21 protein-coding genes are annotated in these 24,483 nt (G+C 57.3%); 11 read left to right on the forward strand and 10 right to left on the reverse strand.

Going from position 1 to position 24,483, the window contains the following annotated elements:
- Positions 1–16: 16 nt before the first annotated feature.
- A complete protein-coding gene (gene trpS / locus ALFI_RS12040; protein ID WP_009598718.1) occupies positions 17–1,141 on the reverse strand; it encodes a tryptophan--tRNA ligase in 1,125 nt (374 codons plus the stop codon).
- A gap of 312 nt (positions 1,142–1,453) precedes the next feature.
- Here trpS and ALFI_RS12045 point away from each other — a divergent pair, with 312 nt between their 5' ends.
- The 8 genes from ALFI_RS12045 (at position 1,454) to ahcY (ending at position 9,827) form a co-directional block, all read left to right on the forward strand.
- Positions 1,454–2,353 (forward strand): hydrogen peroxide-inducible genes activator, encoded by a 900-nt coding sequence (locus tag ALFI_RS12045; protein ID WP_014776014.1) that lies wholly within the window; start codon positions 1,454–1,456, stop codon positions 2,351–2,353.
- 535 nt (positions 2,354–2,888) lie between these two features.
- Complete coding sequence (rsfS, locus tag ALFI_RS12050; RefSeq protein ID WP_009598690.1) at positions 2,889–3,239, forward strand: ribosome silencing factor; 351 nt, start codon at positions 2,889–2,891, stop codon at positions 3,237–3,239.
- Between the two features lie 39 nt (positions 3,240–3,278).
- Complete coding sequence (ftsH, locus tag ALFI_RS12055; protein ID WP_014776015.1) at positions 3,279–5,357, forward strand: ATP-dependent zinc metalloprotease FtsH; 2,079 nt, start codon at positions 3,279–3,281, stop codon at positions 5,355–5,357.
- 29 nt (positions 5,358–5,386) lie between these two features.
- Complete coding sequence (locus ALFI_RS12060) at positions 5,387–6,235, forward strand: phosphatidate cytidylyltransferase (RefSeq protein ID WP_042493693.1); 849 nt, start codon at positions 5,387–5,389, stop codon at positions 6,233–6,235.
- 20 nt (positions 6,236–6,255) lie between these two features.
- Positions 6,256–6,927 (forward strand): phosphatidylserine decarboxylase family protein, encoded by a 672-nt coding sequence (locus tag ALFI_RS12065; RefSeq protein WP_009598707.1) that lies wholly within the window; start codon positions 6,256–6,258, stop codon positions 6,925–6,927.
- Between the two features lie 12 nt (positions 6,928–6,939).
- Positions 6,940–8,046, forward strand: coding sequence for an AI-2E family transporter (locus ALFI_RS12070; RefSeq protein ID WP_009598703.1), 1,107 nt, complete (start codon positions 6,940–6,942; stop codon positions 8,044–8,046).
- A complete protein-coding gene (locus ALFI_RS12075) occupies positions 8,046–8,411 on the forward strand; it encodes a riboflavin kinase (protein WP_042493697.1) in 366 nt (121 codons plus the stop codon). Before ALFI_RS12070 ends, ALFI_RS12075 begins: the two co-directional genes overlap by 1 nt.
- A 6-nt stretch (positions 8,412–8,417) precedes the next feature.
- Positions 8,418–9,827 (forward strand): adenosylhomocysteinase, encoded by a 1,410-nt coding sequence (gene ahcY, locus ALFI_RS12080; protein ID WP_014776017.1) that lies wholly within the window; start codon positions 8,418–8,420, stop codon positions 9,825–9,827.
- A 79-nt stretch (positions 9,828–9,906) separates the two neighbouring features.
- Here ahcY and ALFI_RS12085 read toward each other — a convergent pair whose 3' ends face one another.
- The 3 genes from ALFI_RS12085 to ALFI_RS12095 all read right to left on the reverse strand — a co-directional run bounded on the left by ALFI_RS12085 (position 9,907) and on the right by ALFI_RS12095 (position 12,594).
- The gene (locus ALFI_RS12085; protein ID WP_117615371.1) at positions 9,907–10,794 is read right to left on the reverse strand and encodes an IS3 family transposase; all 888 of its coding nucleotides are present in this window, start codon (positions 10,792–10,794) and stop codon (positions 9,907–9,909) included.
- Entirely contained in the window at positions 10,725–11,249 is a 525-nt protein-coding gene (locus ALFI_RS12090) for a helix-turn-helix domain-containing protein (RefSeq protein ID WP_032558195.1), read from the reverse strand. Before ALFI_RS12090 ends, ALFI_RS12085 begins: the two co-directional genes overlap by 70 nt.
- A 79-nt stretch (positions 11,250–11,328) precedes the next feature.
- Positions 11,329–12,594, reverse strand: a complete 1,266-nt coding sequence (locus ALFI_RS12095) for a fibronectin type III domain-containing protein (RefSeq protein ID WP_014776018.1) — start codon at positions 12,592–12,594, stop codon at positions 11,329–11,331.
- Positions 12,595–13,164: 570 nt separating this feature from the next.
- On the opposite strand from ALFI_RS12095, the gene ALFI_RS12100 reads away from it, so the two are divergent.
- A complete protein-coding gene (locus tag ALFI_RS12100) occupies positions 13,165–15,294 on the forward strand; it encodes a PL29 family lyase N-terminal domain-containing protein (RefSeq protein ID WP_014776019.1) in 2,130 nt (709 codons plus the stop codon).
- A gap of 78 nt (positions 15,295–15,372) precedes the next feature.
- Here ALFI_RS12100 and ALFI_RS12105 read toward each other — a convergent pair whose 3' ends face one another.
- The 4 genes from ALFI_RS12105 to panC all read right to left on the reverse strand — a co-directional run bounded on the left by ALFI_RS12105 (position 15,373) and on the right by panC (position 20,120).
- Entirely contained in the window at positions 15,373–18,273 is a 2,901-nt protein-coding gene (locus tag ALFI_RS12105) for a M16 family metallopeptidase (protein WP_042493700.1), read from the reverse strand.
- Between the two features lie 11 nt (positions 18,274–18,284).
- A complete protein-coding gene (locus ALFI_RS12110; protein WP_009598367.1) occupies positions 18,285–18,797 on the reverse strand; it encodes a DUF456 domain-containing protein in 513 nt (170 codons plus the stop codon).
- Positions 18,798–18,924: 127 nt separating this feature from the next.
- Positions 18,925–19,284, reverse strand: a complete 360-nt coding sequence (gene panD, locus ALFI_RS12115; protein ID WP_009598363.1) for an aspartate 1-decarboxylase — start codon at positions 19,282–19,284, stop codon at positions 18,925–18,927.
- The gene (gene panC, locus ALFI_RS12120; RefSeq protein WP_014776021.1) at positions 19,284–20,120 is read right to left on the reverse strand and encodes a pantoate--beta-alanine ligase; all 837 of its coding nucleotides are present in this window, start codon (positions 20,118–20,120) and stop codon (positions 19,284–19,286) included. The genes panD and panC overlap by 1 nt, the downstream gene beginning before the upstream one ends.
- Before the next feature lie 365 nt (positions 20,121–20,485).
- Here panC and ALFI_RS12125 point away from each other — a divergent pair, with 365 nt between their 5' ends.
- Both ALFI_RS12125 and ALFI_RS12130 read left to right on the forward strand, forming a co-directional pair.
- Entirely contained in the window at positions 20,486–21,142 is a 657-nt protein-coding gene (locus tag ALFI_RS12125) for an outer membrane beta-barrel protein (RefSeq protein WP_014776022.1), read from the forward strand.
- Between the two features lie 252 nt (positions 21,143–21,394).
- A complete protein-coding gene (locus ALFI_RS12130; RefSeq protein ID WP_421721552.1) occupies positions 21,395–23,410 on the forward strand; it encodes a dipeptidyl-peptidase 3 family protein in 2,016 nt (671 codons plus the stop codon).
- 68 nt (positions 23,411–23,478) lie between these two features.
- Here the strand turns inward: ALFI_RS12130 and ALFI_RS12135 are convergent, their stop codons facing one another.
- On the reverse strand, positions 23,479–23,907 hold the full coding sequence (locus tag ALFI_RS12135) for a hypothetical protein (protein WP_042494088.1): 429 nt from the start codon (positions 23,905–23,907) through the stop codon (positions 23,479–23,481).
- Positions 23,908–24,221: 314 nt separating this feature from the next.
- Positions 24,222–24,386 carry a rubredoxin gene (rd, locus tag ALFI_RS16660; protein ID WP_009598359.1) on the reverse strand — a complete coding sequence of 55 codons (165 nt, stop codon included), beginning with the start codon at positions 24,384–24,386 and terminating at the stop codon, positions 24,222–24,224.
- Positions 24,387–24,483: the final 97 nt, after the last annotated feature.

Raw genomic sequence — 24,483 nt, forward strand, 5'->3', positions numbered from 1 at the left:
TATTGCTGTTGCGGTTTTATTCCTTGTGTGCGAAATGTTCGGCCTGACTTGCGATCAGCTCCTTGTCGTCGAAGTAGTCGATCTTCATGGCGCGTTTCACGTCGGCGAGCGTTGCGGCGGCGACTTCGCGGGCCGCTTCCGACCCCGCGCGGAGGATTTCGTACACCTCGCCGATGCGTCCCTCGTAATATTTGCGGCGTTCGCGGAACGGCTCCAGCATCTCGTTCAGCACCGCGATCAGGAACTTCTTGACCTTCACGTCGCCCAAGCCTCCGCGGCGGTAGTGGGCTTTCAGCTCCTCCAGCGAAGGGTAGTCGGGCAGGTATTTCGGGAAGTGTTCGGGACGGCTGAAGGCGTCGAGGTAGGTGAATACCATGTTGCCCTCCACCTTGCCCGGATCCTCCACGCGCAGGTGGTCGGGATCGGTGTACATGCCCATGACCTTCTTCTTGATCTCATCGGCGCTGTCCGACAGGTAGATGCAGTTGCAGAGCGACTTCGACATCTTGGCTTTGCCGTCGGTTCCCGGCAGCCGCATGCAGACCGCGTTTTCGGGCAGCAGAATCTCCGGTTCGACCAGCGCGGGGCCGTATACCGTGTTGAATTTGTGGACGATTTCGCGCGTCTGCTCGATCATCGGCTCCTGATCCTCGCCTGCGGGTACGGTCGTGGCTTTGAAAGCCGTGATGTCCGCCGCCTGACTGATCGGGTATGTGAAGAATCCGACGGGAATGCCCTGACGCTGCTGGGTGTCGCCCTCCGTGTTGTTCTCGGCAAAGCCGCGCAGCTGGATTTCGGCCTTCACGGTCGGGTTGCGCTGCAGGCGCTGTACCGTGACGAGGTTCATATAGTAGAACGCCAGTTCGCACAGTTCGGGAATCTGCGACTGGATGAAAAGCGTCGATTTGTTCGGGTCGAGACCGACCGAAAGGTAGTCGAGGGCGACTTCGATGATGTTCTGGCGCACTTTTTCGGGGTTGTCGGCGTTGTCGGTCAGCGCCTGCGCGTCGGCGATCATGATGAAGATGCGTTCAAATTCGCCCGACTCCTGCAGTTCGACGCGGCGGCGCAGCGAACCCACGTAGTGTCCCAGATGAAGCCGGCCCGTCGGACGGTCGCCGGTAAGAATGATTTTTCCCATAAAACGATTAATCCTCCGCTTGACGAATTTAAGTTACGTATGGTTTCGGGGCAGCTCCAGAGATGCGGAATTCGCCAAGCTCGCATTACGGCATCCTCGATGCCGGTTCCACATCCGGAATCCTGCCCAAACTCCCTTTCTGCCGGGAGTTCCGGCTTCCCCGCGGCACTGAAACTGCGGTGAAAATCAGTGCCGGCTCTCGTTTTTTCGGTATTTTGTGGACAAACATACGAAAAAGCGCGCGAGCGACCTAATAAAGTTGTTGTTTATAGATTTTTTTTATATTTTTGCTCGTCGGAATAATTGTCTACTATGACTATAATTCAGCTTGAATACCTGTTGGCCGTAGCCAACTGCGGCAGTTTTTCGCTGGCCGCCGAACATTGTTTCGTGACCCAGCCCTCGCTGAGCATGCAGGTCAAAGCCCTCGAAGAGGAGCTGGGCGTGGTGCTGCTCGACCGTTCGAAGAAGCCCGTGATCCCGACCGAAGCGGGCGACGTGGTGCTGGAGCGTGCCCGCGAAACGCTGCGGGCCTATAACAACATCCGCGAATCGGTGGCCGAACTCAAGGGCGAGACGTCGGGTAAACTCCGGCTGGGCGTCATCCCGACCATTGCCCCGTACCTGCTGCACAAATTCATCCTCGCTTTCGTGCGCGATTATCCCAAAGTCGAACTGGAGATCTCCGAGATGATCACTTCCGACATCGTCGAGGCCCTCAAGCGCGACCGTATCGACGCGGCGCTGGTGGCCAGCGGCACCTGCGGCGAGGGGATTCTGGAGCAGGAACTCTTCAACGACCGTTTCTTCGCATACGTTTCGCCCGAAAACGCCCTTTATGAGCGCTCAAACATCCGCATCGAGGACATCGACCTGCGCGATCTGGTGATTCTGAGCGCAGGAAACTGTATGCGCGACCAGATCATCGAACTCTGTCAGGCCAAGCGCGACATGCCGTCGCACTACTCGTTCGAATCGGGTTCGCTCGATACGCTCATGCGCATCGTGGACTGCACGTCGTGTCTTACGATCATTCCCGAAATGGCTGTCGAATACATTCCCGCGGATCACCGCGACCGGCTGAAGATGCTGGCCAAAGGCGCCACGTCGCGCAAGATCGCGGTCGCCGTGCGCCGGACCTATGTCAAAAGTTCGATCATCAAGGCCCTGACCGATACGATTATGGCCAATGCCCCGGAGGTCGGGAACTGACGTGCTTTTCACGAAATGAATGCGCCCGGCGGTTTTTTCTGCCGGGCGCGTTTTGTTTTTCGGATCCTGTTTTTTCGTTCCGGTCTGTGGCGCGTTGCTGCTCCGGTCTGTGGCGCGCCGCTGTTCCGCCCTATGCCGCGTCGTCATCCTCGGTCTGCATCGGTCGCCGTCCCCGTTTGTGCCGTGTCGCCGCTCTCGCCTTGTGCCGTGCCGCTGTTCCGCCCTGTGCCGTGTCGTCATCCTCGGCCTGCATCGGTCGCCGTCCCCGTTTGTGCCCTGTCGCCGCTCCGATTTGCGTCGCATTGTCATCCGCTGTCTGCGTCGTGTCGCCGTTCCGGTTTGCGGATGGCCGCCGCCGGAGAATTCTGCGGACGGTTTGGCGGGGAATCTGTGCGGGCTGCGGGGCTCTTGCGGCCTTTCCCTGCGTTGCGGCGATTCCGGTCGGGTCGCCCGCCCGCTTTTTTGTAGCTCTTAATTTTCAAATCTCATTCTATTTTCGTACCTTTGCAAGGTTATAGACACCTATTGAAGATTTATGGATAAACTGATCGAAACTATCGTAAGTGCGATTGAAGATAAAAAGGGTAAGGATATTGTATCGTTGGACCTCTCAGGTTTCGACGGAGCCATATGCTCCCGGTTCATCGTGTGCAACGCCGATTCCACGACGCAGGTCTGCGCCATTGCCGCAAGCATCGAAGAGAAGGTGCTCGAAACGCTGGGCGAGAAGGTCTGGCGCATCGAAGGCCAGCAGAACGGCGTATGGGTCGCCATGGACTACGTGGACGTCGTGGTGCATATTTTCCAGACCGAACTGCGCAGTTTCTACAAACTCGAAGAGTTGTGGGCCGACGCACCCATGACCAAATACGAATACGAAGAGTAATTTTTTAGTATGGCACAACAACGCAAAAACAATAATAGGATGAATATGAACATGCCGAGGCCCTCGATGCTGTGGATCTACGGTCTGATCGGCGCGTTCATCATCGGCTGGTACGTATTCGGCGATGTCAACGACACGCCGCTGCCCAGCGACTGGACGACGGTCCGGGAGATGGTCGAAAAGGGCGACGTGGAGAAAATTCAGGTTGTGAACCGCGATCAGGCGCAGGTTTTTCTGAAGAAGGAAGCTGCCGAACAGTACCGCAGGGATACGGTGGACAAACGTTTCAAGCGGCTGCCCGAAACGGGCGTGCAGCTCACCTTTACGATCGGATCGGTCGATTCGTTTCGCGAAGATTTGAAGAACGCCGAGCAGCAGTCGGGACAGACCGTGCCGGTGGTCTATGAGAACAAAGCCAACGACTGGACCAACGTACTTGTCAACCTGCTGCCGTGGGTGTTGATTATCGGCGTTTGGATTTTCATCATGCGCTCGATGTCGCGCGGCGCCGGAGGCGGTGCGGGCGGCGGCATCATGAATGTCGGTAAAGCCAAGGCGCAGGTCTTCGACAAGGACGCTTCCAAGCGTGTGACGTTCAAGGATGTGGCCGGACTGGAGGAAGCCAAGGTCGAGATCATGGAGATCGTCGATTTCCTCAAGAAGTCGGAAAAGTACAAGGAACTGGGCGCCAAGATTCCCAAGGGCGCCCTGCTGGTAGGCCCTCCGGGAACGGGCAAGACGCTGCTGGCCAAAGCCGTGGCCGGCGAAGCCAACGTGCCGTTCCTTTCGATTTCGGGTTCCGATTTCGTGGAGATGTTCGTGGGTGTGGGCGCATCGCGTGTCCGTGACCTGTTCGAGCAGGCCAAGCAGAAGGCTCCCTGCATCGTCTTCATCGACGAGATCGACGCCATTGGCCGCGCCCGCGGCAAGAACGCCGGATTTTCGGGCAACGACGAACGTGAAAATACGCTGAATCAGCTCCTCACGGAGATGGACGGCTTCCAGACCAATACGGGCGTTATCGTCCTCGCGGCGACCAACCGCGCCGACATTCTCGACAAGGCGCTGATGCGCGCCGGGCGTTTCGACCGTCAGATCGAGGTGGGCCTGCCCGACGTCAAGGAGCGCGAGGCGATTTTCAACGTCCATCTGCGTCCGCTGAAACTCGATCCGCAGCTCGACCGTGAGTTCTTGGCGCGCCAGACGCCCGGTTTTTCGGGCGCCGACATCGCCAACGTCTGCAACGAAGCGGCGCTGATCGCCGCGCGGCACAACAAGAAATTCGTGTCGAAGGAGGATTTCCTCGCGGCCATCGACCGCATCGTGGGAGGTCTCGAAAAACCCAATATGCCGATGACGGCCGCCGAGCGGCGCGCCACGGCGATTCACGAAGCGGGGCACGCTACCGTCATGTGGTCGCTTCCCCAATGCGATCCCGTGCTGAAGGTCACGGTGGTTCCGCGCGGGCGGAGTCTGGGCGCGACGTGGTATGTGCCCGACGAACGCCGCATCCACGTTACCAACGAAGCCCTGCAGGAACGGCTGGCCGGGTTGCTGGGCGGCCGGATCGCCGAGGAGGTCAACTACGGAACGCTGGGCGCAGGCGCGCTGAGCGATCTGGAGCGGGCGACCGAGACGGCCTATGCGATGGTGGCCTATTACGGCATGAGCAAGAAGATCGGCCCGATCAGTTATTACGACTCGTCGGGCACGCGCGATACGTTTACCAAGCCTTTCAGCGAGCAGACGGCCCGCGACATCGATACGGAGGTGCGCCGCATCATCGAAGAGGCGTATGCCAAGGCGCGTGGCATCATCGAACGGAAAAGCGAACAGATCAACCGGATGGCGGACCTGCTGCTGGAGAAGGAGACGATCTATGCCGAGGATATCGAACGCATACTCGGCCCGGCGGCGCAGGTGCCGCGGGAGGATGACGACCCGAAAAAGGGTGTCGTCGTCGCCGACGACGATGCCGCGTCCGGAACGGCGGCTGCGCCGCCGGACGCTCCGCCGGCCGGGACCGGAACGACGCAGGAAGGCGATGCCGGAAGTGCGTCGGGAACGAAAACCGCCGCTTCGGGAGCCGCGAACGCCGAAAAATCCGAACTCAAGTAACCGACGAACCTAACCCGCTGATATATCTGATGAGTGAAAAAATGAAGAACCTCATGGTGCGTACACTGAGCGGCGCAGTCCTCGCAGTGGTGGTGCTGGGGGCCGTAATCTGGTCGCAGTGGAGTTTCGGCGCACTGTTGCTGGCGATGCTTGTCGCCGGCATGCTGGAATTTTACGGGCTGGCCGAAAAGCAGGGCAATGCCCCGCAAAAAATCGTGGGAATGGCGGCAGGCATCGTGCTTTTCGCGCTTAATTTCGCGTTCGTGTCGGACGACATCGAAATTCTGGGCGGCGCCAGTCAGGCTTTTGCCTGCGGAATGGCGTTTATGCTCCTGCTGATACCCGCGATGTTCATCTGCGAACTTTACCGCAAACAGCAGAATCCGGCTTCCGGAATCGGCACGACGCTGATGGGCGTCTGCTACATAGCATTGCCCCTTTCGCTGATGTGTTATATTCCGATCATCGGAAGCGAGGTGTGGACTCCGTGGGTGATGATTTTCTACATCTTCATCATCTGGGCCAACGACGTCTTCGCCTATCTGGTGGGAATGTCCGTCGGACGGCACCGCATGTTCGAGCGTCTTTCGCCCAAAAAGTCGTGGGAGGGATTCTTCGGCGGGCTGGCCGGCGCCGTGGCGATGGGCTATGCCGCCGCGCGGGTATTGGATGCCGATGTATGGGCGTGGCTCGGTCTGGCGCTGGTGGCGGCCGCAACGGGCGTGCTGGGCGATCTGGTGGAGTCGATGTTCAAACGCGCCGCGGGCGTCAAGGATTCGGGAAATCTGATCCCCGGACACGGCGGTGTGCTGGACCGCTTCGACGCCTTGCTGCTCTCGGCGCCGTTCGTCTTCGTCTATATGCTTTTTGTTATGTAACTGCAATCCTAAATTAAGTTATGAGAATAAATAAAGAAGGCTACAAAATTATCGGCATTTCCGGCGCCGTTTGCGTATTTTTGTGGTGGTTGATCTATCACCTGCTGGTCAGCGACGCGAATATTTCGCTGTTGTGGGTGAGCGCCGTGCTGTTGCTGCTGTTCTGGTTCTTTATCGTCGCGTTTTTCCGGGAACCCCGCCGCGTGCGCATCCACGATGCCGACCTCGCCTTTTCGCCCTGCGACGGCCGCGTCGTCGTGACCGAAGTCGTGAAGGAAAACGAGTATCTGAATGAGGAGATGCTCCAGATTTCGATCTTCATGTCCGTCACCAACGTCCATATGAACTGGGTTCCCGTGGGCGGTACCGTCGAATATTTCAAATACCATCCGGGCCGTTTTCTGGTGGCGTGGCATCCCAAGTCCTCGACCGAAAACGAACGCACCACGACCGTGGTGAAGATGGCTTCGGGACAGAAGGTTCTCTTCCGTCAGATCGCAGGCCTGATCGCGCGCCGTATCATCTCCTATATGAAAGTGGGTTCGCCTGTGGAGCAGAACAGCGTCTGCGGCTTCATTAAATTCGGGTCGCGCGTCGATGTGCTCGTTCCGAAGAACAGCGAACTGCTGGTCGAGATCGGCGATCCTGTGGTGGGTTCGCAGACTCCGATCGCACGCCTTCCGAAAGCTTAATTCATCCGATGTATGAGGGCGACACCCCAGACCTTCCTGCGGTTTATTGCGGGCGCGGCGGTTGCTGCGGCCGTCCTCTTTCTGGTCTGGTACTTCCGGTCGATCGTCGTCTATGTGCTGATCTCGGCCGTGCTGGCCGTCATGGGCAATCCGCTGGTCAAACGGCTCGCGGCATTGCATATCAAGGGCTGGAAAGTGCCCCGCTGGCTGGCGGCGCTGGCGACGCTGATCGTCATCTGGGTGGTGCTGGCGACATTGTGTTCGCTGTTCGTGCCGCTGGTCTTCAATAAGATCTACCAGTTGTCGAACGTCGATTTCGCCACCGTCGTGGCGAGCATCGAAGAACCGATAGCCCGCGCCCAAAGCTACCTGCACGAATTCTTCGCCATGCCCGAAAGCACCTTCTCGCTCTCGGAGGCCCTCGCGTCGGCGCTCAAGCAGGTGATCGACATCGAGTCGCTCAACACGGTCTTTGCGTCGATCGTCAATGTCGTGCTCTCCTCCGTGATCGCTATTTTCTCCATCACCTTCATCACCTTCTTCTTCCTGCGGGACGAGGGGCTTTTCTATGCTATGATTACGGCGATGTTCCCCGAACGTTATCACGAGAACATCACCCGTGCGCTCGACTCCGTAACCCTCTTGCTGGCGCGCTATTTTACGGGAATCCTCTCCGAAAGCCTGCTGTTGATGGTCGCCGTGTCGCTGACGATGATGGCCTTCGGGATGAAAGCCGCCGACGCGGCGTTCATCGGGCTGGTCATGGGCGTGATGAACGTGGTGCCCTATGCCGGGCCGCTTATCGGCGGCGTGGTTTCGGTCTTCGTGGGCATCGTGACCCCGATCGGGGGCATGACCGTGGGGCATACGGCCGTCGTCATCATCGGTTCGCTGCTGATCCTCAAGGGGCTCGACGACTTCGTGCTGCAGCCGACGCTCTATTCGTCGCGCGTCAAGGCGCATCCGCTGGAGATCTTCCTCGTGATTCTGATCGCCGGGTCGCTGGCCGGAATCCTCGGCATGCTGCTGGCGATTCCCTCCTATACCGTACTGCGCGTCTTCGCCAAGGAGTTCTTCTCGCAGTTCAGTCTGGTGCGTAAACTGACCGAAAAAATCTGATGGAAAAGGTGATTATCGAGGGCGTTGTGGAACACGGACGCCGGCTCGGACGCGAGCTCGGATTTCCGACGGCGAACGTGGCCGTTCCCGATTCCGTCGCCGCGGAGGACGGCGTTTACCGTTCGCGCGCCGAGGTGGACGGAGCGGTTTACGACGCGATGTCGAACCTCGGCCGCAATCCTTCGGTCGGCGGGACGGCGCGGCGTCTCGAAACGCATATTTTCGGCTTCCGCGGGGCGTTGTACGGCCGTATGCTGCGCGTGGAACTGCTCGAAAAGATCCGCGACGAGCGGCGGTTCGATACGCTGGAGGAGCTGCGGGCGCAGATCGAAAAAGACAAGGAATATATTTTGAAATTAAAATAAACAGTTATGTATTTAGACTTGACAATGCCCTACAAGGTAGCCGACATGTCGCTGGCCGGGTGGGGACGCAAAGAGATCGAGATCGCCGAGCACGAAATGCCCGGACTGATGGCCGTGCGCCGCAAGTACGGTCCGCAGAAGCCGCTGAAAGGCGTGCGCGTCATGGGTTCGCTGCATATGACCATCCAGACCGCCGTGCTGATCGAGACCCTCGTGGAACTGGGCGCCGACGTGCGCTGGTGTTCGTGCAACATCTTCTCGACGCAGGACCATGCCGCCGCCGCGATTGCCGAGACGGGCGTTCCCGTTTTCGCATGGAAGGGCGAGACGCTGCCCGAATACTGGTGGTGTACGGCCATGGCGCTGTCGTTTCCGGGCGGCAAAGGCCCGCAGCTGATCGTGGACGACGGCGGCGATGCGACGCTTCTGATTCACAAGGGCTTCAAAGCCGAGGACGACGCTTCGACGCTCGATTACGAACCCTCCTCCTATGAAGAGGAGGTGATTATCGACACGCTGAAGAAGGTGCTTGCCGAGGACAAGGATAAATGGCACCGCACGGTGGCCGAATGGAAGGGCGTCAGCGAGGAGACCACTACGGGCGTACACCGGCTCTACCAGATGCAGGAAGCGGGCGAACTGCTCGTTCCGGCCATCAACGTCAATGACTCCTGCACCAAGTCGAAATTCGACAACCTCTACGGCTGCCGCGAGTCGCTGGCCGACGGCATCAAGCGTGCGACCGACGTGATGATCGCCGGCAAGGTGGTGGTCGTGTGCGGCTACGGCGACGTGGGCAAGGGGTGCGCCGCTTCGATGCGTTCGTACGGAGCGCGCGTTATCGTGACCGAGATCGACCCGATCTGCGCCCTGCAGGCGGCGATGGAGGGCTTCGAGGTGAAGACCGTCGAAAGCGCTCTCGGCGAAGGCAATATCTTCGTGACCTGCACGGGCAACTGCGACATCATCACGCTGGAGCATATGGAGCGGATGCGCGATCAGGCGATCGTCTGCAACATCGGCCACTTCGACAACGAGATACAGATGGCGCGGCTCGAAAAGTCGGGCGCCGTGAAGACCAATATCAAGCCGCAGGTCGATAAGTTCACCTTCCCCGACGGACATTCGATTTTCGTGCTGGCCGAAGGCCGTCTCGTGAACCTCGGCTGCGCTACGGGCCATCCCTCGTTCGTGATGTCGAACTCCTTCACGAACCAGTGTCTGGCGCAGATGGAACTCTGGCAGGAGAAGCTCGAAGTGGGCGTTTACCGTCTGCCCAAGCATCTCGACGAAGAGGTGGCGCGCCTGCATCTGGACAATCTGGGCGTGGAGCTGACCCGCCTGACCGAAAAACAGGCGGATTATATCGGCGTGAGTCCCGACGGTCCCTACAAGGCGGAGCATTACCGCTATTGAGACCGGCGGCATCCGGCATGGAAAAAGAGGATACCCGTGAATGAAGTGCACCCCAAATATTGGACGGATTAGTATTTGTTTAGATGGCATGAGTTCGGTATTGTACCGGGCTCATGTTGTTTAAGTATTTCTTTATCCGCTTGTTATTGTAGTAGTCGATATATTCTTCCAATTCTTTTCGGAAATGGTCTATGGATGAGAATTTTTGCAAATATAATAATTCGGACTTCAATAATCCAAAGAAACTTTCCATAGCAGCGTTATCCAGACAGTTACCCTTGCGCGACATGCTCTGTGTAATACCTTTCTGTCTTAAACGGAGCTGATACTGCTTCATCTGATACTGCCAGCCCTGGTCGGAATGCAAGACAATACCCGGAGAATCCGGTATTCTGGCAAACGCATCGTCCAGCATCTTCATGATCTGCATAAAGTTAGGGCGTTCAGCTATTTTATAGCTAATAATCTCCCGGTTATATAAGTCCATAATCGGCGATAGATATAACTTTACGCCGCAAACCGAAAATTCCGTAAGGTCAGTAACCCACTTCTGATTCGGTTTTTCGGCTGCAAAGTCGCGTTGCAGAAGATTGGGCGCTATCCGTCCGATCTGTCCTTTGTATGAACAGTATTTACGGAGCCTGACCTGACTTTTTATCCCGCAAATATTCATCAGCTTAAGTACGGTTTTGTGATTTATCGCATATCCGATCTTATTCATTTCAACGGTAATGCGCCGATAACCATAACGCCCCTTATGTTCGTGATATAACCTTATAATACTCTCTTTTTCGCGAGCATATTTATCGGGTTGTTTTGATTTTCTGAAGTGATAATAAAATGTGCTTCGCGCCATCCCTGCGGCTTTGAGCAATACTGAAAGCCGGCACTGCGGCCTTAGTCCTTCGATGGCTTGGGCTCTTTCCCGCTCTCGCGGACAATGCGCTCCTCGACTAAGGCCTGCAATTTTTTTAAGTAAGCATTCTCGGCACGAAGATACTCCAGTTCCTTAAGCAACTCTTCGTGCGGAGTCGTTTTGAGTTTGACTTTTTTAGTCTTCGATTTACTCATGGCCGGCCTCCTTCTTTGCGGTTTACGCCGCAGGCCTTCAGCACCTTGGTTTTGATAGAGCCGCTCCCATTGACGAATAACAAAAGGGCCCGGAATGCCGAAATGCACTGCTGTCTCCAGCAAAGATAGATGATTTTGGTGCATATGCTTCAAAACTGACAACTTAAATTCTGCACTGTAGCTACCGTGGCGCAGCTTAAGGCCGGCAAGGCCATGGCGCTCGAATAATGTTACCCACAAGTGAACTTGCGAGCGGCCACAGCCCAAGTGACATCCGGCTTCCCTAACCGAAAGTCCGCCTTCGAGTACCAGTTTTACGGCCTTTAAACGAATCTCATAATTATATTTCATAAAAAACACCCCAAAAGTGTCCAACTTTTGGGGTGCAGTACAGAAGGTATCCTCTTTTCGTTTTCAACCGTTCCGCAGATCAGCGGCGGCGGGGAAGGGCCTGCGGATGTGCGAGTCGGTTGGCTGCTGCGACCGCAGCCTTATATGCCGAAGGTGCCTGCTGGGGCGTTACGGCGGGTATCTCCGCGGGCAGGGTCACCGTGTAGCAGGCCGGGACGCCGGGAACGCCGTCGGCATCGTAGGCCATGTAGATCACTTCGAAGGTTTCGTTTGCCATCGAAACGTCCCAGAACGTGACGTCGTAGTAATAGAATCCGTCGGCGCTCACTTCCAGATCCATGCTGCTTTTCCAGCCGGAGTAGTAGCCGTCGTAGTCTTCGCCGTAGGCATTGGCGAGCGACGAGAAATACTGGCGCCAGTAGGATGTCTCCTTTTTGGCGAAATCGCCCTTGTAGTAGCCGTCCTCGTAGCGGAATGCGCGGGCGCCGGCGGTCGGTTCGAAACGGTATACCGTTGCGAAGCAGTTTTCGGGGGCGCCTTCGAGTTCGGAGGAGTTGACCACCACGTGCTGGATGCGCAGCGCGGCCTCGCTCTGGCCCTGATCGCCCGACGACGAGCGTGCCGGAGTCTTGAGTTTGGCCCAGTTGAGCTTGCCGAAATTGCCGTCGGCATCGACGCCGACTACGGCGAGGATGTACTCGGTGGAGTATCCCCAAGACGATTCGGTCAGCGTGTTGTTGGAGATGGGTTTTTGGGCACTCAGATACCCGATCATGTCCTCTTCGGTGTTAGGCTCGAAATCGGGATCGTCCGGGTCGTCGTCGAAATAGCTGCCGTATACGCACGTGGCGTAATAGGCGACGGTCTTGTCGTTGGGGGTAAACGTAGCCGTGATGCGGCAGTAATAGCTGGTGCGTTCTTCGTAGTTGACTTCGAACGTCACCCACGGACCTGAGAGATATTCTGGTTCGTCGGTCGTTACCGGGCATTCGCACCACTCCGAGTCGAGCGTCTTTTCGCCGTCGCCTAGCGCCTTGATGCGGAAAGTGTAGGCTGTCGATGCTTTCAGGTCGGTGAAAGCTGCCGAGAGCGCATCGGTGTTGGTTTCGGGAACGATCACCGTGATTGCGCCGTGGGGATTCTTATGCTGCAGGGTATAGGTGTACGATACGGCTCCTTCGACCGCTTCCCATGAGATTGCAAAGGAGTCGGAGGTGATGTCCGATGCAACCGGGGCCGGCGGCATCACGGCTTCCGGTTCCGGAACGGTCGGATCATCGTCGGAGCAGGAAATCCCCCCCCCTGCCAAAATGAAAAGCAGCAGATACGGTAATAATTTTTTCATAACGTGTGGGATAAAAGAGTTGAAGATTTTTGATGAATAAAAAAAATTGCGAAACGAATTTACTGGTTTTCTCCGAAAATTCCAATACCCGTTCGCCCTCCGCGGAAGTCGTCCGAAAACGGATTGTAACTGTAATATTCGGTTTGTTTTATAATTTTTTTCTTTTCCTGCGGATGGAATTTGCAGGGTTTTTTCGAACCGGGGCCTGAAAATTACGATTCGTAATTTTAATTTTTTTTCGGATTTTTTTCGACCGGGTGCGCAAATGAAAGCGGGACTTGCGCACTGCCGTTATCGGTCTGCCGGGGCGGAATTATCCGCAGACTTCATCCGTCAGCCGTGCGCAGATACTCCTGTTTGCGGGCCGTTTTTTCGGACGGCTGTTAAATATTGTCTCCTCTGTTTTTCCGATCGATTGCTTTTTGCCGTGAAAATACTTATCTTTGAACGGGTTTACCGATTCTGCAAGCTGTTTCTATCCGTATATGATCATATAATATTGTCGGCAGAGACTTGGTGTTGCGCCGTCATGTATCCGACCCTACTTTTGTTTAACTTAAATAAATTGCTATGAAATTTTTTACGATGCGGAGACTGGCCGCCTGCGTGGCTGCCCTGCTCCTTGTTTCCCCCCCCCTGCTGACGGGTTGCGACGACTATGACGACTCGGAACTGTGGCAGAATGTGAACGACCTGAAGAGCCGGATCGAGGCTCTCGAAACCAAGATCGGCCAGATGAACACCGAGATTGCGGCCCTCCAGAAAATCGTGGACGATGCGGTGACCGTCGTCAAGGTCGAAAAGGGCGCCGACGGCTATGTCATCTATTTTTCGGACAACACGACGGCCGAGATCAAGAACGGCACGGCCGGAGCCGACGCACCCGTTATCGGCGTCAAGCAGGATACGGACGAGGTCTACTATTGGACGATCACGACCGACGGCAAAACCGAGTGGCTGATGGCCGGCGGCGCGAAACTGCGCGTGACGGGCGAAAGCGTCAAGCCCGTGATGTCGGTCGATGACGAGGGCTACTGGACGATCAGCTACGACGGCGGCAAGACCTCCGAGCGGATTCTCGATGCCGCGGGCGATCCCGTTTCCGCCGTGACCGAGGGCAGCAGCATCGGTTCGCTGTTCAAGAGCGTCAATTACGACGACAACAATGTCTATTTCGAACTGAGCGACGGTTCGATCGTGACGGTGCCCGTGCGCAGCAATTTCTACATGCTGATCCGCAAGGCGCCCGAAGTCGCGACTTTCGTTTTCGGCGAGACCAAGGTCTGGGACGTCGAGTCCGCCGGGGTGACGAAAACCCTTGTTTCGAAGCCCGACGAGTGGAAGGTGACCTATGCCGACGGCAAGCTGACGGTCACGGCCCCGACCGAAGCGCATAAGGAGTGCGCCGATCTGCGGGGTACGGTGGGCATCACCTACTTCAGCGCCAACGGTCAGGCCGACGCCGTGATGATGGACGTCGTGGCCGACGCCGACTACAGGGGCGAGACCGTGGGTGAAGATTTCACGGTCAATATCACGGAGATCACCGATAAGATTGTTACGATGGCCGTTACCCCGAAGAATACCGAGACATATTGGTATGTAGGATATGGTACGAAAGAGGAAATCGACGCTAAAGGGACTGATTATCTGGTCAAAGCCCCTAACGGTTACCTTTCGATGCTGGGATTCTATGCCACCATGGGCTGGCTCGACAATTATGCCAGCAAGGGGATGAAATCGGACCTTTCGTTAAGTATCGGGTTGCAACCCGCTACGGAATATTATGCCGTGATATTTGGCTTTGAAGCCAATGCCGCCACTTCCAGCAGCACCCTTACCACAGGTGTGATGACGGTTCCTTTCAAGACTCAGGAGCCGGTCGTAATCAATACCGTTTACCGCATCGACGTCTCCGACGTGTCGTGGTACGGCGCCAAGTACGTCTGCGTTCCGTCGGACGATCTGGGGTACCTCCACGGTTTTATCCGCAAGTCGGAATTCGACACTTATGACGATGACGCCGCCTTTATGACGTCGCGTATCGAGATTTACAAGAAGGCCTACAAAGACGAACTGGAGAGCGGCGCGCTGACATGGGCCGATCTGACCTTCACCGAAACGCAGACTGTCGTGGCTCCGGCCTATATCGAAGAGGCAGGCGCTACGCGCATGGGACTGGTCGATGATACGGAGTACTATGTCTATGCCTTCTCCTGCACCGACGGCAATGCCACCTCGCCGTTGTCGAAGGCAGCCTTCAAGACCGGAAAATTCACCCCTTCCGAGGAGTGTACGTTCGAAATCACCACCACGGTCGAGCGTCAGGACGTAACGGTGAACGTCGTGCCGTCGAACAGGAACGTCACTTATTATTTCAGCGTCACCAGAGCCGCGCAGCAGGAGCAGTTCGACGCCGACCTGCAGTTTGCCGTGGACGACCTGATCTGGACCAAGATATGGGCCGAGTCGCAGCAGATCACGCTCTCCAGCATGCTTTCGAAGGGTGAGGACAGCAACAAGTGGACCGACCTTTGGGCCGCGACGGCTTATATCGTTTGCGCCTACGGCGTTTCGGAGGACGGGACGATCACGACGCGTCCGACCCTCGCCCGCTTCGTGACGAAGGGGACGATTGACCAGACGAGCGTGAAAAACGCCGCCGCGAGCGCCATGGGCGGCAAGGTCTTCCGCCGTTAGCCGTTCCGGACATACTGAAAACGGGAACGCCGCAGGAGATTTCCTGCGGCGTTCTTCGTTTCTGCGGATTCCGGCGCGTCAATAGCCGAAAATCTCCTCCTGCGATACGGTCTGAATGGGACCGAGGGTTTTCAGGTAGTTGAGATCGAGGTCCTGAATGTCGCCCAGAATGCCGTAGACGTATTTGCGGCCTTTGACCCACTTCTGCTGGGCGGCTTTCACGTCGTCGAGCGTCATGGACTGGACCTTCTCGAAAATCTGCTTGTCGCGGGGTGCGTCGAGGCCCAGATCGCGGGCGCGGAGATAGCTCCACAATACGCCGTCTTTGACCGTGCGCTCGGTACGCAGGCGCGAGACGAGGGCTTCCTTGGCGATGCCGAACGCCTTTTCCGATTCGGGCATGTTGTTGATGATGTCGTCGAACGCTTCGGCGGCTTTTTGCATCTTGTCGTTCTGCGTGGCGATGAAGGCGTAGTAGCTGTAATCGCCGTTGGCGTTGCTCGGCGTAGCGAGGGTGGCCCATGCCGTGTACGCCAGACCGCGCGCCTCGCGCATCTCTTGGAAGACGATGGTGTTCATGCCGCCGCCGAAATATTCGTTGTAGAGCGTGATTTCGGGATCGGCTGCCACGTCGAATTTCTCGCCGCGGTTCGAGAACTGCAGGTAGTAGAGCTGTTTGGCGTCGTACTGAGCCAGTACGACCTTGTTCGCGTCGGTGGGCAGCAGGGCGCTGAACTTCTTCTCCAGCGGCTGCAGGTCGGCGGCGACCTTGTGGTGTTTCGCCAGCGCACTCTTGACTTCGGCCTCTTTCTGCGGGCCGTAGTAGAGCACTTCGTGCTGTTTGCCCGTCAGGTCGCCGATTTTGGCGAGCAGCTGCTCCGAGGTCAGCGCCTGCAGCGCCGGGTCGGTGAGGGTCGTGCGGCGGATGAAGTCGCCGCCGTAGAACAGATAGCGCTGGAGCGCGCCGAAACAGCGGCTCTGATTGAGCTTCGCATCCGCACGGCTCTTGAGCATGTCGGCCTTGCAATTCTCCAGAATCGCTTCGTCGGGTTTGGCTCCGGCGATCAGCCCTTCGACGATCTCCATGGCTTTGCCCATGTTTTCGCTCAGTCCGGTGATCTGGATCGAACTCTGGTTGGCCCCGGCGTTCATGTAGAACGAGCAGGCGATGTCGTACATCTCCGATGCGATCTCTTCGGCGGTCATCTTGTCGGTCCCCAGATAGCTCAGGTAGTTGAATGCCAGATTCAACGCCGGATCGTTCTCCGTACCGGTGTTGAAGACGTAGATCAGCGTGAAGATATCGTTGGTCTCGTTCTTCTTGTAGAGAACGTCGATGCCGGGCTGCGCCTCGAACTGCGACATGTCTTTCTTGTAATCGACGAATACGGGTTCGATCGGCTGCACCTGCGAGGTCTGTATCTCGGAGAGGAATTCGCTCTGCGAGTCGCGGTTGGTCACGATCGGGGTGATCTTCGGTGCTGCGATCTTCTGCTCGTCGGGGTCTTTGCCCTCGCGTTTGTAGATGATGGCGTAACTTTCGGGACCGAGGTATTTGTTGGCCCACTCCACGACGTCCTGCTTGGTGATCTTCGACATGCGGTCGAGCCGTGCGACCTCGTCGGCCCAGTCTGCGCCGCTGATGAACGAATAGACATAGAGTATCGCGCGGCTGTCGTTCTCCTCGAACGAGCGCATCAGCTGCATTTTGTAGTTGTTGATGGTCGCTTCAATCAGTTTTTCATCGAAGTCCCCCTCCCGCAGTTTTGCCACCTCCTCCAGAAGCAGGTCGCGGACTTCGTCGAGCGACTGCCCCGTCTTGGGGCGTCCGGCCACGAGGAACGAACTGTAATCGGGCTGCGTCGAGGCATAGCCGTAGGCCGAGAGCACCTTCTGCTGCTGGTTCAGGTCGAGGTCGATCAGTCCGGCCTGTCCGTTGTAGAGGATCGAACCCACGATGTCGCTGATGTCGGTCGATTTGTCGTTCGCGCCCGGCAGACGCCAGCCCAGCATGACGTTGGCCGCTTCGAGTCCGTAAACCTCCTTCACCACGGGAGTCGTGATCGGCTTTTCGGGTTCGAACTGCAGTTCGGGCAGGTTGGGATTGGGCTGCATGTCGCCGAAGTACTTCTCGATCGTGGCGACCATTTCGTCGGGTTCGAAATCGCCCGAAACGCATACGGCCATGTTGTTGGGCACGTAGTAGGTCTTGTGGTAGTTTCGGACGTTGGTGATCGACGGATTTTTCAGATGCTCCTGTGTTCCCAGCACGGTCTGCGTGCCGTAGGGGTGGTTGGGGAACAGCGCGGCGTCCATCGCTTCCCAGACTTTGCGGCTGTCCTGCGTCAGGGACATGTTCTTCTCCTCGTAAATGGTCTCAAGCTCGGTATGGAAGCCGCGGATCACGGGATTCTTGAAACGGTCGGCTTGGATTTTGGCCCAGTTGTCGATCTGGTTCGAGGGAATGTCCTCGACGTAGACCGTCATGTCCTGCGACGTGAAGGCGTTGGTGCCGTTGGCTCCGATGGCCGACATCAGCTTGTCGTACTCGTTGGGAATGGCGATTTTCGAAGCTTCGTAGCTGATCGAGTCTATGCGGCGGTAGATGGCCGCGCGCTCGGCCTCGTCGGCGGTCTTGCGGTAAACCTCGAAGAGACTTTCGATCTCGTCGAGCATCGGTTTCTCCGCGGCGTAGTCCGAGGTGCCGAACTGCTGCGTGCCTTTGAACATCAGGTGTTCGAAGTAGTGCGCCAGACCCGTGGTCTCCGCGGGGTCGTTCTTGCCGCCGACCTTCACGGCGATATAGGTCTGGATGCGGGGCGCCTCCTTGTTTACGCTCATGTAGACTTTCAGTCCGTTGTCGAGCGTGTAGATGCGGGTGTTCAACGGATCGCCCGCCACCGTTTCGTACTTGTACTTGGAACAAGCCGCGGCCAGCATCGCTGCGATGACTACCGCAAATAGTAGAAACTTTCTCATTATCGATAGGGTTAGAAAAGAGTTGCGAACCAGTCCCGGACGGCGGGGTAGGTGTCGGCCGTCACATGGACGAACATGCCGATCGCCGCCGCGAGTTTGATGCCCGTGCCGACGACGAACGAGAGGAACGAGCCTATGCCGACCAGAAACGCCTTGCCCGCGTCGCGGCGGTCGTTGAGCAGCTCGCCGAGCACGGCGCCGAAGAAGGGGCCGAGGATGATGCCGACGGGCGGAAAGAAGAAGAATCCGGCGAAGACGCCGACCGTGGCGCCGATGGCGCCCGAACGGGAGCCTCCGAAGCGGCGGGTCATCCACGCCGGCAGGAAATAGTCGGCGACGCTGACCGCCACGGTAATGGCCAGCCATAGCCAGATGGCCGCCGGCGACATGCTCGAATAGGAGGTGAAGTAGGCGCAGAGAAGTCCTGCGTAACTGAGTACTACGCCGGGCAGGGCGGGGACGATACAGCCGACGATGCCGACGATCGAGAGCAGAAATGCTGCGACGGAGAGTGCTATGTCCATAATATTCAGCAGTGGAAAAAATATCCGTTATTTAACAAAGGTAAGCATTTATAGCAAAAAATCTCCCTGAAACGGGAGATTTTACTTTACTTATGACGGTTTACCGCCTTGCAGGACGGTGAAGCCGTTATTTCACGAGCCGGTTCGTCGCCGTGTCGGGGAATACGATCCACGGCTTGAACTGTTTGGCGTCTTCGAAATCCATCAGCGCATAGGATGCGATGATGATGACGTCGCCGACCTGTACCTTCCGGGCCGCGGCGCCGTTGAGGCAGATGCAGCCGCTTCCGCGTTCTCCCTTGATGACGTAGGTCTCGAAACGCTCTCCGTTGTCGATGTCCATAATCTGGACCTTTTCGCCCTCGATGATGTTGGCCGCCTCCAAAAGCGCCTCGTCGATGGTGATGCTGCCCACATAATGCAGATCGGCCTGCGTGACCGTTACGCGGTGGATCTTGGATTTGATGACTTCAATCTGGAATTTCATTATCGGATACGGATGTTGTCGATTAAACGAATGTCTCCCGCCTGCACGGCGATACAGCCCTGAATACGCTCGGCGTCGCTCCATGCGGCGACTTCCTGCATCGTCCGCGCATCGACGGACTGGTAGTAGATGACCTTCAGCAGCGGATTGCGCTCCACCTCGGCCGTGACCCACGCCTTCAGCGCTTCGGGCGCCAGTTCCTGCGACTTTTCGGCGGCAGCGCGCAGGGCGGCGTAGATCTGCGGGGCTGCGGCGCGGTGCTCCGCGTCGAGCAGCGCGTTGCGCGACGAGAGGGCCAGCCCGTCTTCGCCGCGGACGATCTCGCATTCGACGATCTCGACCGGAAGCGACAACTGGTCCACCATCGCCTTGACGACGGCGATCTGCTGGAAATCTTTTTCCCCGAAGTAGGCGCGCGCCGGGCGTACGATGTCGAACAGCCGGCTGACGACCTGCGCCACGCCGTTGAAGTGACCGGGGCGTGTGGCGCCCTCCATCACCTTGTCGATCTGTCCGAAGTCGAACTGACGGCCGTCCGGTTCCGGGTATATCTCCTCGACCGAAGGCATCAGCACGAAATCCGCGCCGGCCCGCTCCAGCAGACGCGCGTCGGCCTCCGGAGTGCGGGGATAATGTCTCAGGTCGTTTTTGTCGTTGAATTGGGTGGGATTGACGAAGACGCTCACCACGACGGTGGCGTTCTCCCGGCGGGCGCGCTCGACCAGCGAGCGGTGTCCCGCATGCAGGGCGCCCATCGTCGGGACGAACCCGATTCCGGACTGCTCCGCAGTCTCCAGCTCCGCGCGGAGCTCTTTGACGCTTGTGAATATTTTCATCTCTTCTGAAACGAACTTGCGGGGCAAAGGTATGAATTCCCGCAAACATAACGAAGAAAAAACGGAAAAAAAGCGCCGGACACTCCGGCGGCGGCCTTTCCCCGGCCGGAAACGCTTCTGCGGGGCGTTTTGCCGCTTTCGGTCGGGCTGCTGCCGCGCTGCGGACAAGCCGTTCGTGCGAAAAGATGTGGAATTCGTTGAATATATTTCGGGGAATGGCAAAAAGCGACTATATTTACAGATATTTAGACCCAAGCGGGAATGCCCGTCGCCCGCATCGGCAGATGCGGGAGTCCGGGGGCCTCCGTTTCCGCAATACACTGATAACCGCTCTCTCCGGGGCCGGAGACGATTTTTAATTGACTATGAAGAAAATCTTACTGTGTCTGCTTGCCCTTGCGGCCGGTCTGACCGCTTTCGGACAGAACGAAAGCTCGTTCGGCGTTCGTGCCGGTCTCAACGTGGCGAATCTCCATCTCAGCGCAGGGGGCCTGAGCGCGTCGCTGGACTCGCGCGCCTCCTATCATGTGGGCTTTGCCTATCAGCAGCCCGTGCTGCGGGTGCTTCCCCTCTATTTCGAAACGGGACTTTACCTCTCCGGACGCGGGGCGTCGGTGACGGCGGGCGATCTGGATTTAGACGTGGAAGGAAAGGCCAAATTCAATATGTTATACCTGCAGGTTCCGGCTGTGGTGAGCTGGCACTTCAATATTAAAAGCGTCTCGATCCAGCCAGCCGCCGGCGTCTATTACGGTTTCGGCATCCACGGCAAGCTCAAGGGCGACGCCGCGAAAGTCGATCTGTTCAAGGAGATTTCAGTGCCCGTCGAGGACGGCTCCGTCGAAGGGCAAGTGTTCAAGCGTTCCGATTTCGGACTGCGCTTCGGCGTAGGGGTTACCGTCATGAAGCATTACTATGCGGGCGTCGGCTACGATCTCGGCCTGCTCAATATCTCCAAGGATTCGGGCGAGGGTAAGATAAAGAACGGCAGCTTCTTCATTTCGCTGGGTTACAACTTTTAACCCCGCTGCCTGAATGAACGGTGCGCATGTCCTTCGGGATGTGCGCATCTTTCGTATTGTTTTGTCCGTTTTTTGCTATCTTTGCCGAAGCGAAACCCCGGCTTGGACGGACGGTGTCCCGGCAGGGCCGGTTTGCGGCTCTGCATTCGGCTTGCGCTGTCCTTGCACGGCAGGCGCTTTCCGGCGGAATCCGGTTCCGGCCGTTTGCCGGGAGCGTGCCGTTTTTGGCGAGAAATTCCAAACCCGAACGATATGAAAAATTTATTGACGTTTGCATCTATGACTGTTACCGCTCTCGCACTGACCTCGTGCGGCGGGGCTTCCCGAAGCGAAACCCCGTGGATCGTCGACCGTTTCGACGACATCAAGGTCATCCGTTACGAAGTCCCCGGCTTCGAGCAGCTTCCGCTGGAGGAGAAGGAGCTGATCTATTATCTGGCCGAAGCGACCAAGTGCGGTCGCGACATCCTGTTCGACCAGAATTTCAAATACAACCTCGCCGTGCGCCGCACGCTCGAAACGGTGTATGAGAATTACGAGGGCGACCGCACGACGGCCGAGTGGAAGGCGTTGGAGAAATACCTGAAAAAGGTCTGGTTCGCCAACGGCATCCATCACCACTATTCGAACGACAAGTTCGTGCCCGAATTCACCGAAGGTTACCTGCTCGACGTGATCGAGACCATTCCCGAAGAGAAGTTCGGCGAGCTGAACCCGCTGCGCGGCGAGGTCTGCAAAGCCATTTTCGACGCTTCGCTCTACAAGACGCGCCTGAACCAGACCGCCGGCGAGGACCTGATCGCCACTTCGTCGAACAACTATTACGAGGGTGTGACGCAGGCCGAAGTCGAGAAGTTCTACGCCGACATGGCGGACCCCCACGATCCCGAACCGATCTCCTACGGCCTGAATTCCAAGCTGGTCAAAGAGGACGGGGTGGTCAGGGAGCGCGTCTGGAAGATAGGCGGCATGTATTCGCCCGCCATCGAGAAGATCGTCTACTGGCTCGAAAAGGCGCAGGCCGTGGCGGCCGAGCCGCAGAAGAGCAATATCGCCGCGCTCATCAGCTATTACAAGACGGGCGATTTGCGCGAATTCGACCGCTATAACATCGGCTGGGTGAAGGATACCGTGTCGAATGTCGATTTCGTGAACGGCTTTATCGAGGATTACGGCGATCCGCTGGGACGCAAGGCGTCGTGGGAAGGCATCGTCGATTTCATGGACAAGGAGGCCTGCCACCGCACCGAGGTCATTTCGGAGAACGCGCAGTGGTTCGAGGACCATTCGCCCGTCGATCCCCGCTATCGCAAGGAGAAGGTGAAGGGCGTTTCGGCCAAGGTCATTACGGTGGCGATGCTCGGCGGCGACTGCTATCCCGCCACGCCGATCGGCATCAACCTGCCCAACGCCGACTGGATCCGCAAGGAATACGGCTCTAAGTCGGTGACCATCGACAACATCACCTATGCCTACGACATGGCCGCCCATGGCAACGGCTTCAACGAGGAGTTCGTGCTGCGTGCCGACGACCGTGCGGTGATGGACAAGTACGGCAAGCTGGCCGACGACCTGCATACCGACCTGCACGAGTGTCTGGGCCACGGTTCGGGCCAGTTGGCTCCGGGCGTCAAGGGCGGCGAGCTGAAAAGCTACAGCTCGACGCTCGAAGAGACGCGCGCCGACCTGTTCGGTCTCTACTATCTGGGCGATCCCAAAATGGTCGAGCTGGGGCTGGTGCCCTCGTTCGATGTGGCGAAGGCCGGGTATGCGAAATATATCCTGAACGGCATGATGACCCAGCTGGCGCGCATCGAGCCGGGCAAGAACGTCGAGGAGTCGCACATGCGCAACCGCAAACTGATCTGCGAGTGGTGCTACGAGCGCGGCAAGGCCGACAACGTGATCGAGATGGTCAGGGAGAACGGCAAGACCTACGTCGTGGTCAATGACTACGAGAAGCTGCGCGGACTGTTCGGCGACATGCTCCGCGAGATACAGCGCATCAAGTCCGAAGGCGACTACGAGGCGGGCCGGGCGCTTGTCGAGCGGTATGCCGTACAGGTCGATCCCGAACTGCACAAGGAGGTGCGCGACCGCTATTATGCGCTCAGCATCGAGCCTTACGGCGGTTTCGTGAATCCCGAATTCAAACTCGTGGAGAAGGACGGCAAAATCGTGGACGTCAAGATCAGCTATCCGGCCGACTACGTGAAACAGATGCTCGGTTATTCGAAGGATTATTCGTTCCTGCCCAATATCAACTGACGGTAATCTCCTTTACGAAAAGATGCGCCCTGCGAGGGGCGCATCTTTTGTTTTTCAGCGTGTCTTCATCATCGGTTCCGGGCCTCTTCGCTGCCGCCGATGGCGAATGTCGAAACGATCACCATCTTCTCGTCCACGTTGTTGGGGTTCGAGACGATGATGCCGTATTCGCCTTCGGGCTGCTCCCCGAACGTCAGGCGGTAGGAGCTTTCCCCGTATTTCTCGGCCGAGAAGGGGAGGTATTCCATGGTGTTGGATTGGACGGCGAAGGACCCGACGGCCGAAATCACCGCCGAACGGTTCTTCTTTGTGCTTTTCATCCGGAAGATGCGCACGATCGACATCGGGTCGGCTTTGTTGTCCTTGGCGCGGACGATGAGGGCGAACGGCTCTCCGGTTTTGAACCGTATTCCGGCCCTGCCGCCTTCGATGACTATTTTTGTCTTGGATTTGCTGGCTGCGAATCCGGCAATGTATACGCCGCCGCCGGTTCGCATCTGAACGTTGTGTTTTTCGAGTTTTGCGGACGATCCGTCGGAATATATTCCGACGACCTCACCCTCGAAATCGGGTTCGAGGGTTTGTGCCGTTACGGCGTTACCCCCCCCCAAGTCATGGCCGCTACGGCCATCAGGAATAGGATTTTTTTCATCGTTATATAAATTTGGATTGTACCGCGCAAAATGCACGGCAGACAAAAATAATAATTTTCCGCAAACTGCACAACAGCCTTTCCCGCTTTTTGATGCCGCCGTATACGCCGCGAGACGCACCCGTGGGATGCGTCTCGCACTTTTCCGGTCTTTAGGATTTACTCCTCGACCTCTTCGAACTGGTCTTTGCCTACGCCGCAGACGGGGCAGACCCAATCGTCGGGAATATCCTCGAACGACGTTCCGGGGGCGATGCCTCCGTCGGGATCGCCGACTGCGGGATCGTAAATCCATTCGCATACGATGCAACGGTACTTTTTCATCTTCTCTGTCTTTTTAAGTGAATAAAAAATGTGTTGATTTCGGTATAATGCAGTTAATTGCGTATTCTCTCCTTTTCGGGCCGTTTTTCCGGTCCGG

It is taken from the genome of Alistipes finegoldii DSM 17242 (genome assembly GCF_000265365.1).
In the GTDB taxonomy this organism is placed as follows: domain Bacteria; phylum Bacteroidota; class Bacteroidia; order Bacteroidales; family Rikenellaceae; genus Alistipes; species Alistipes finegoldii.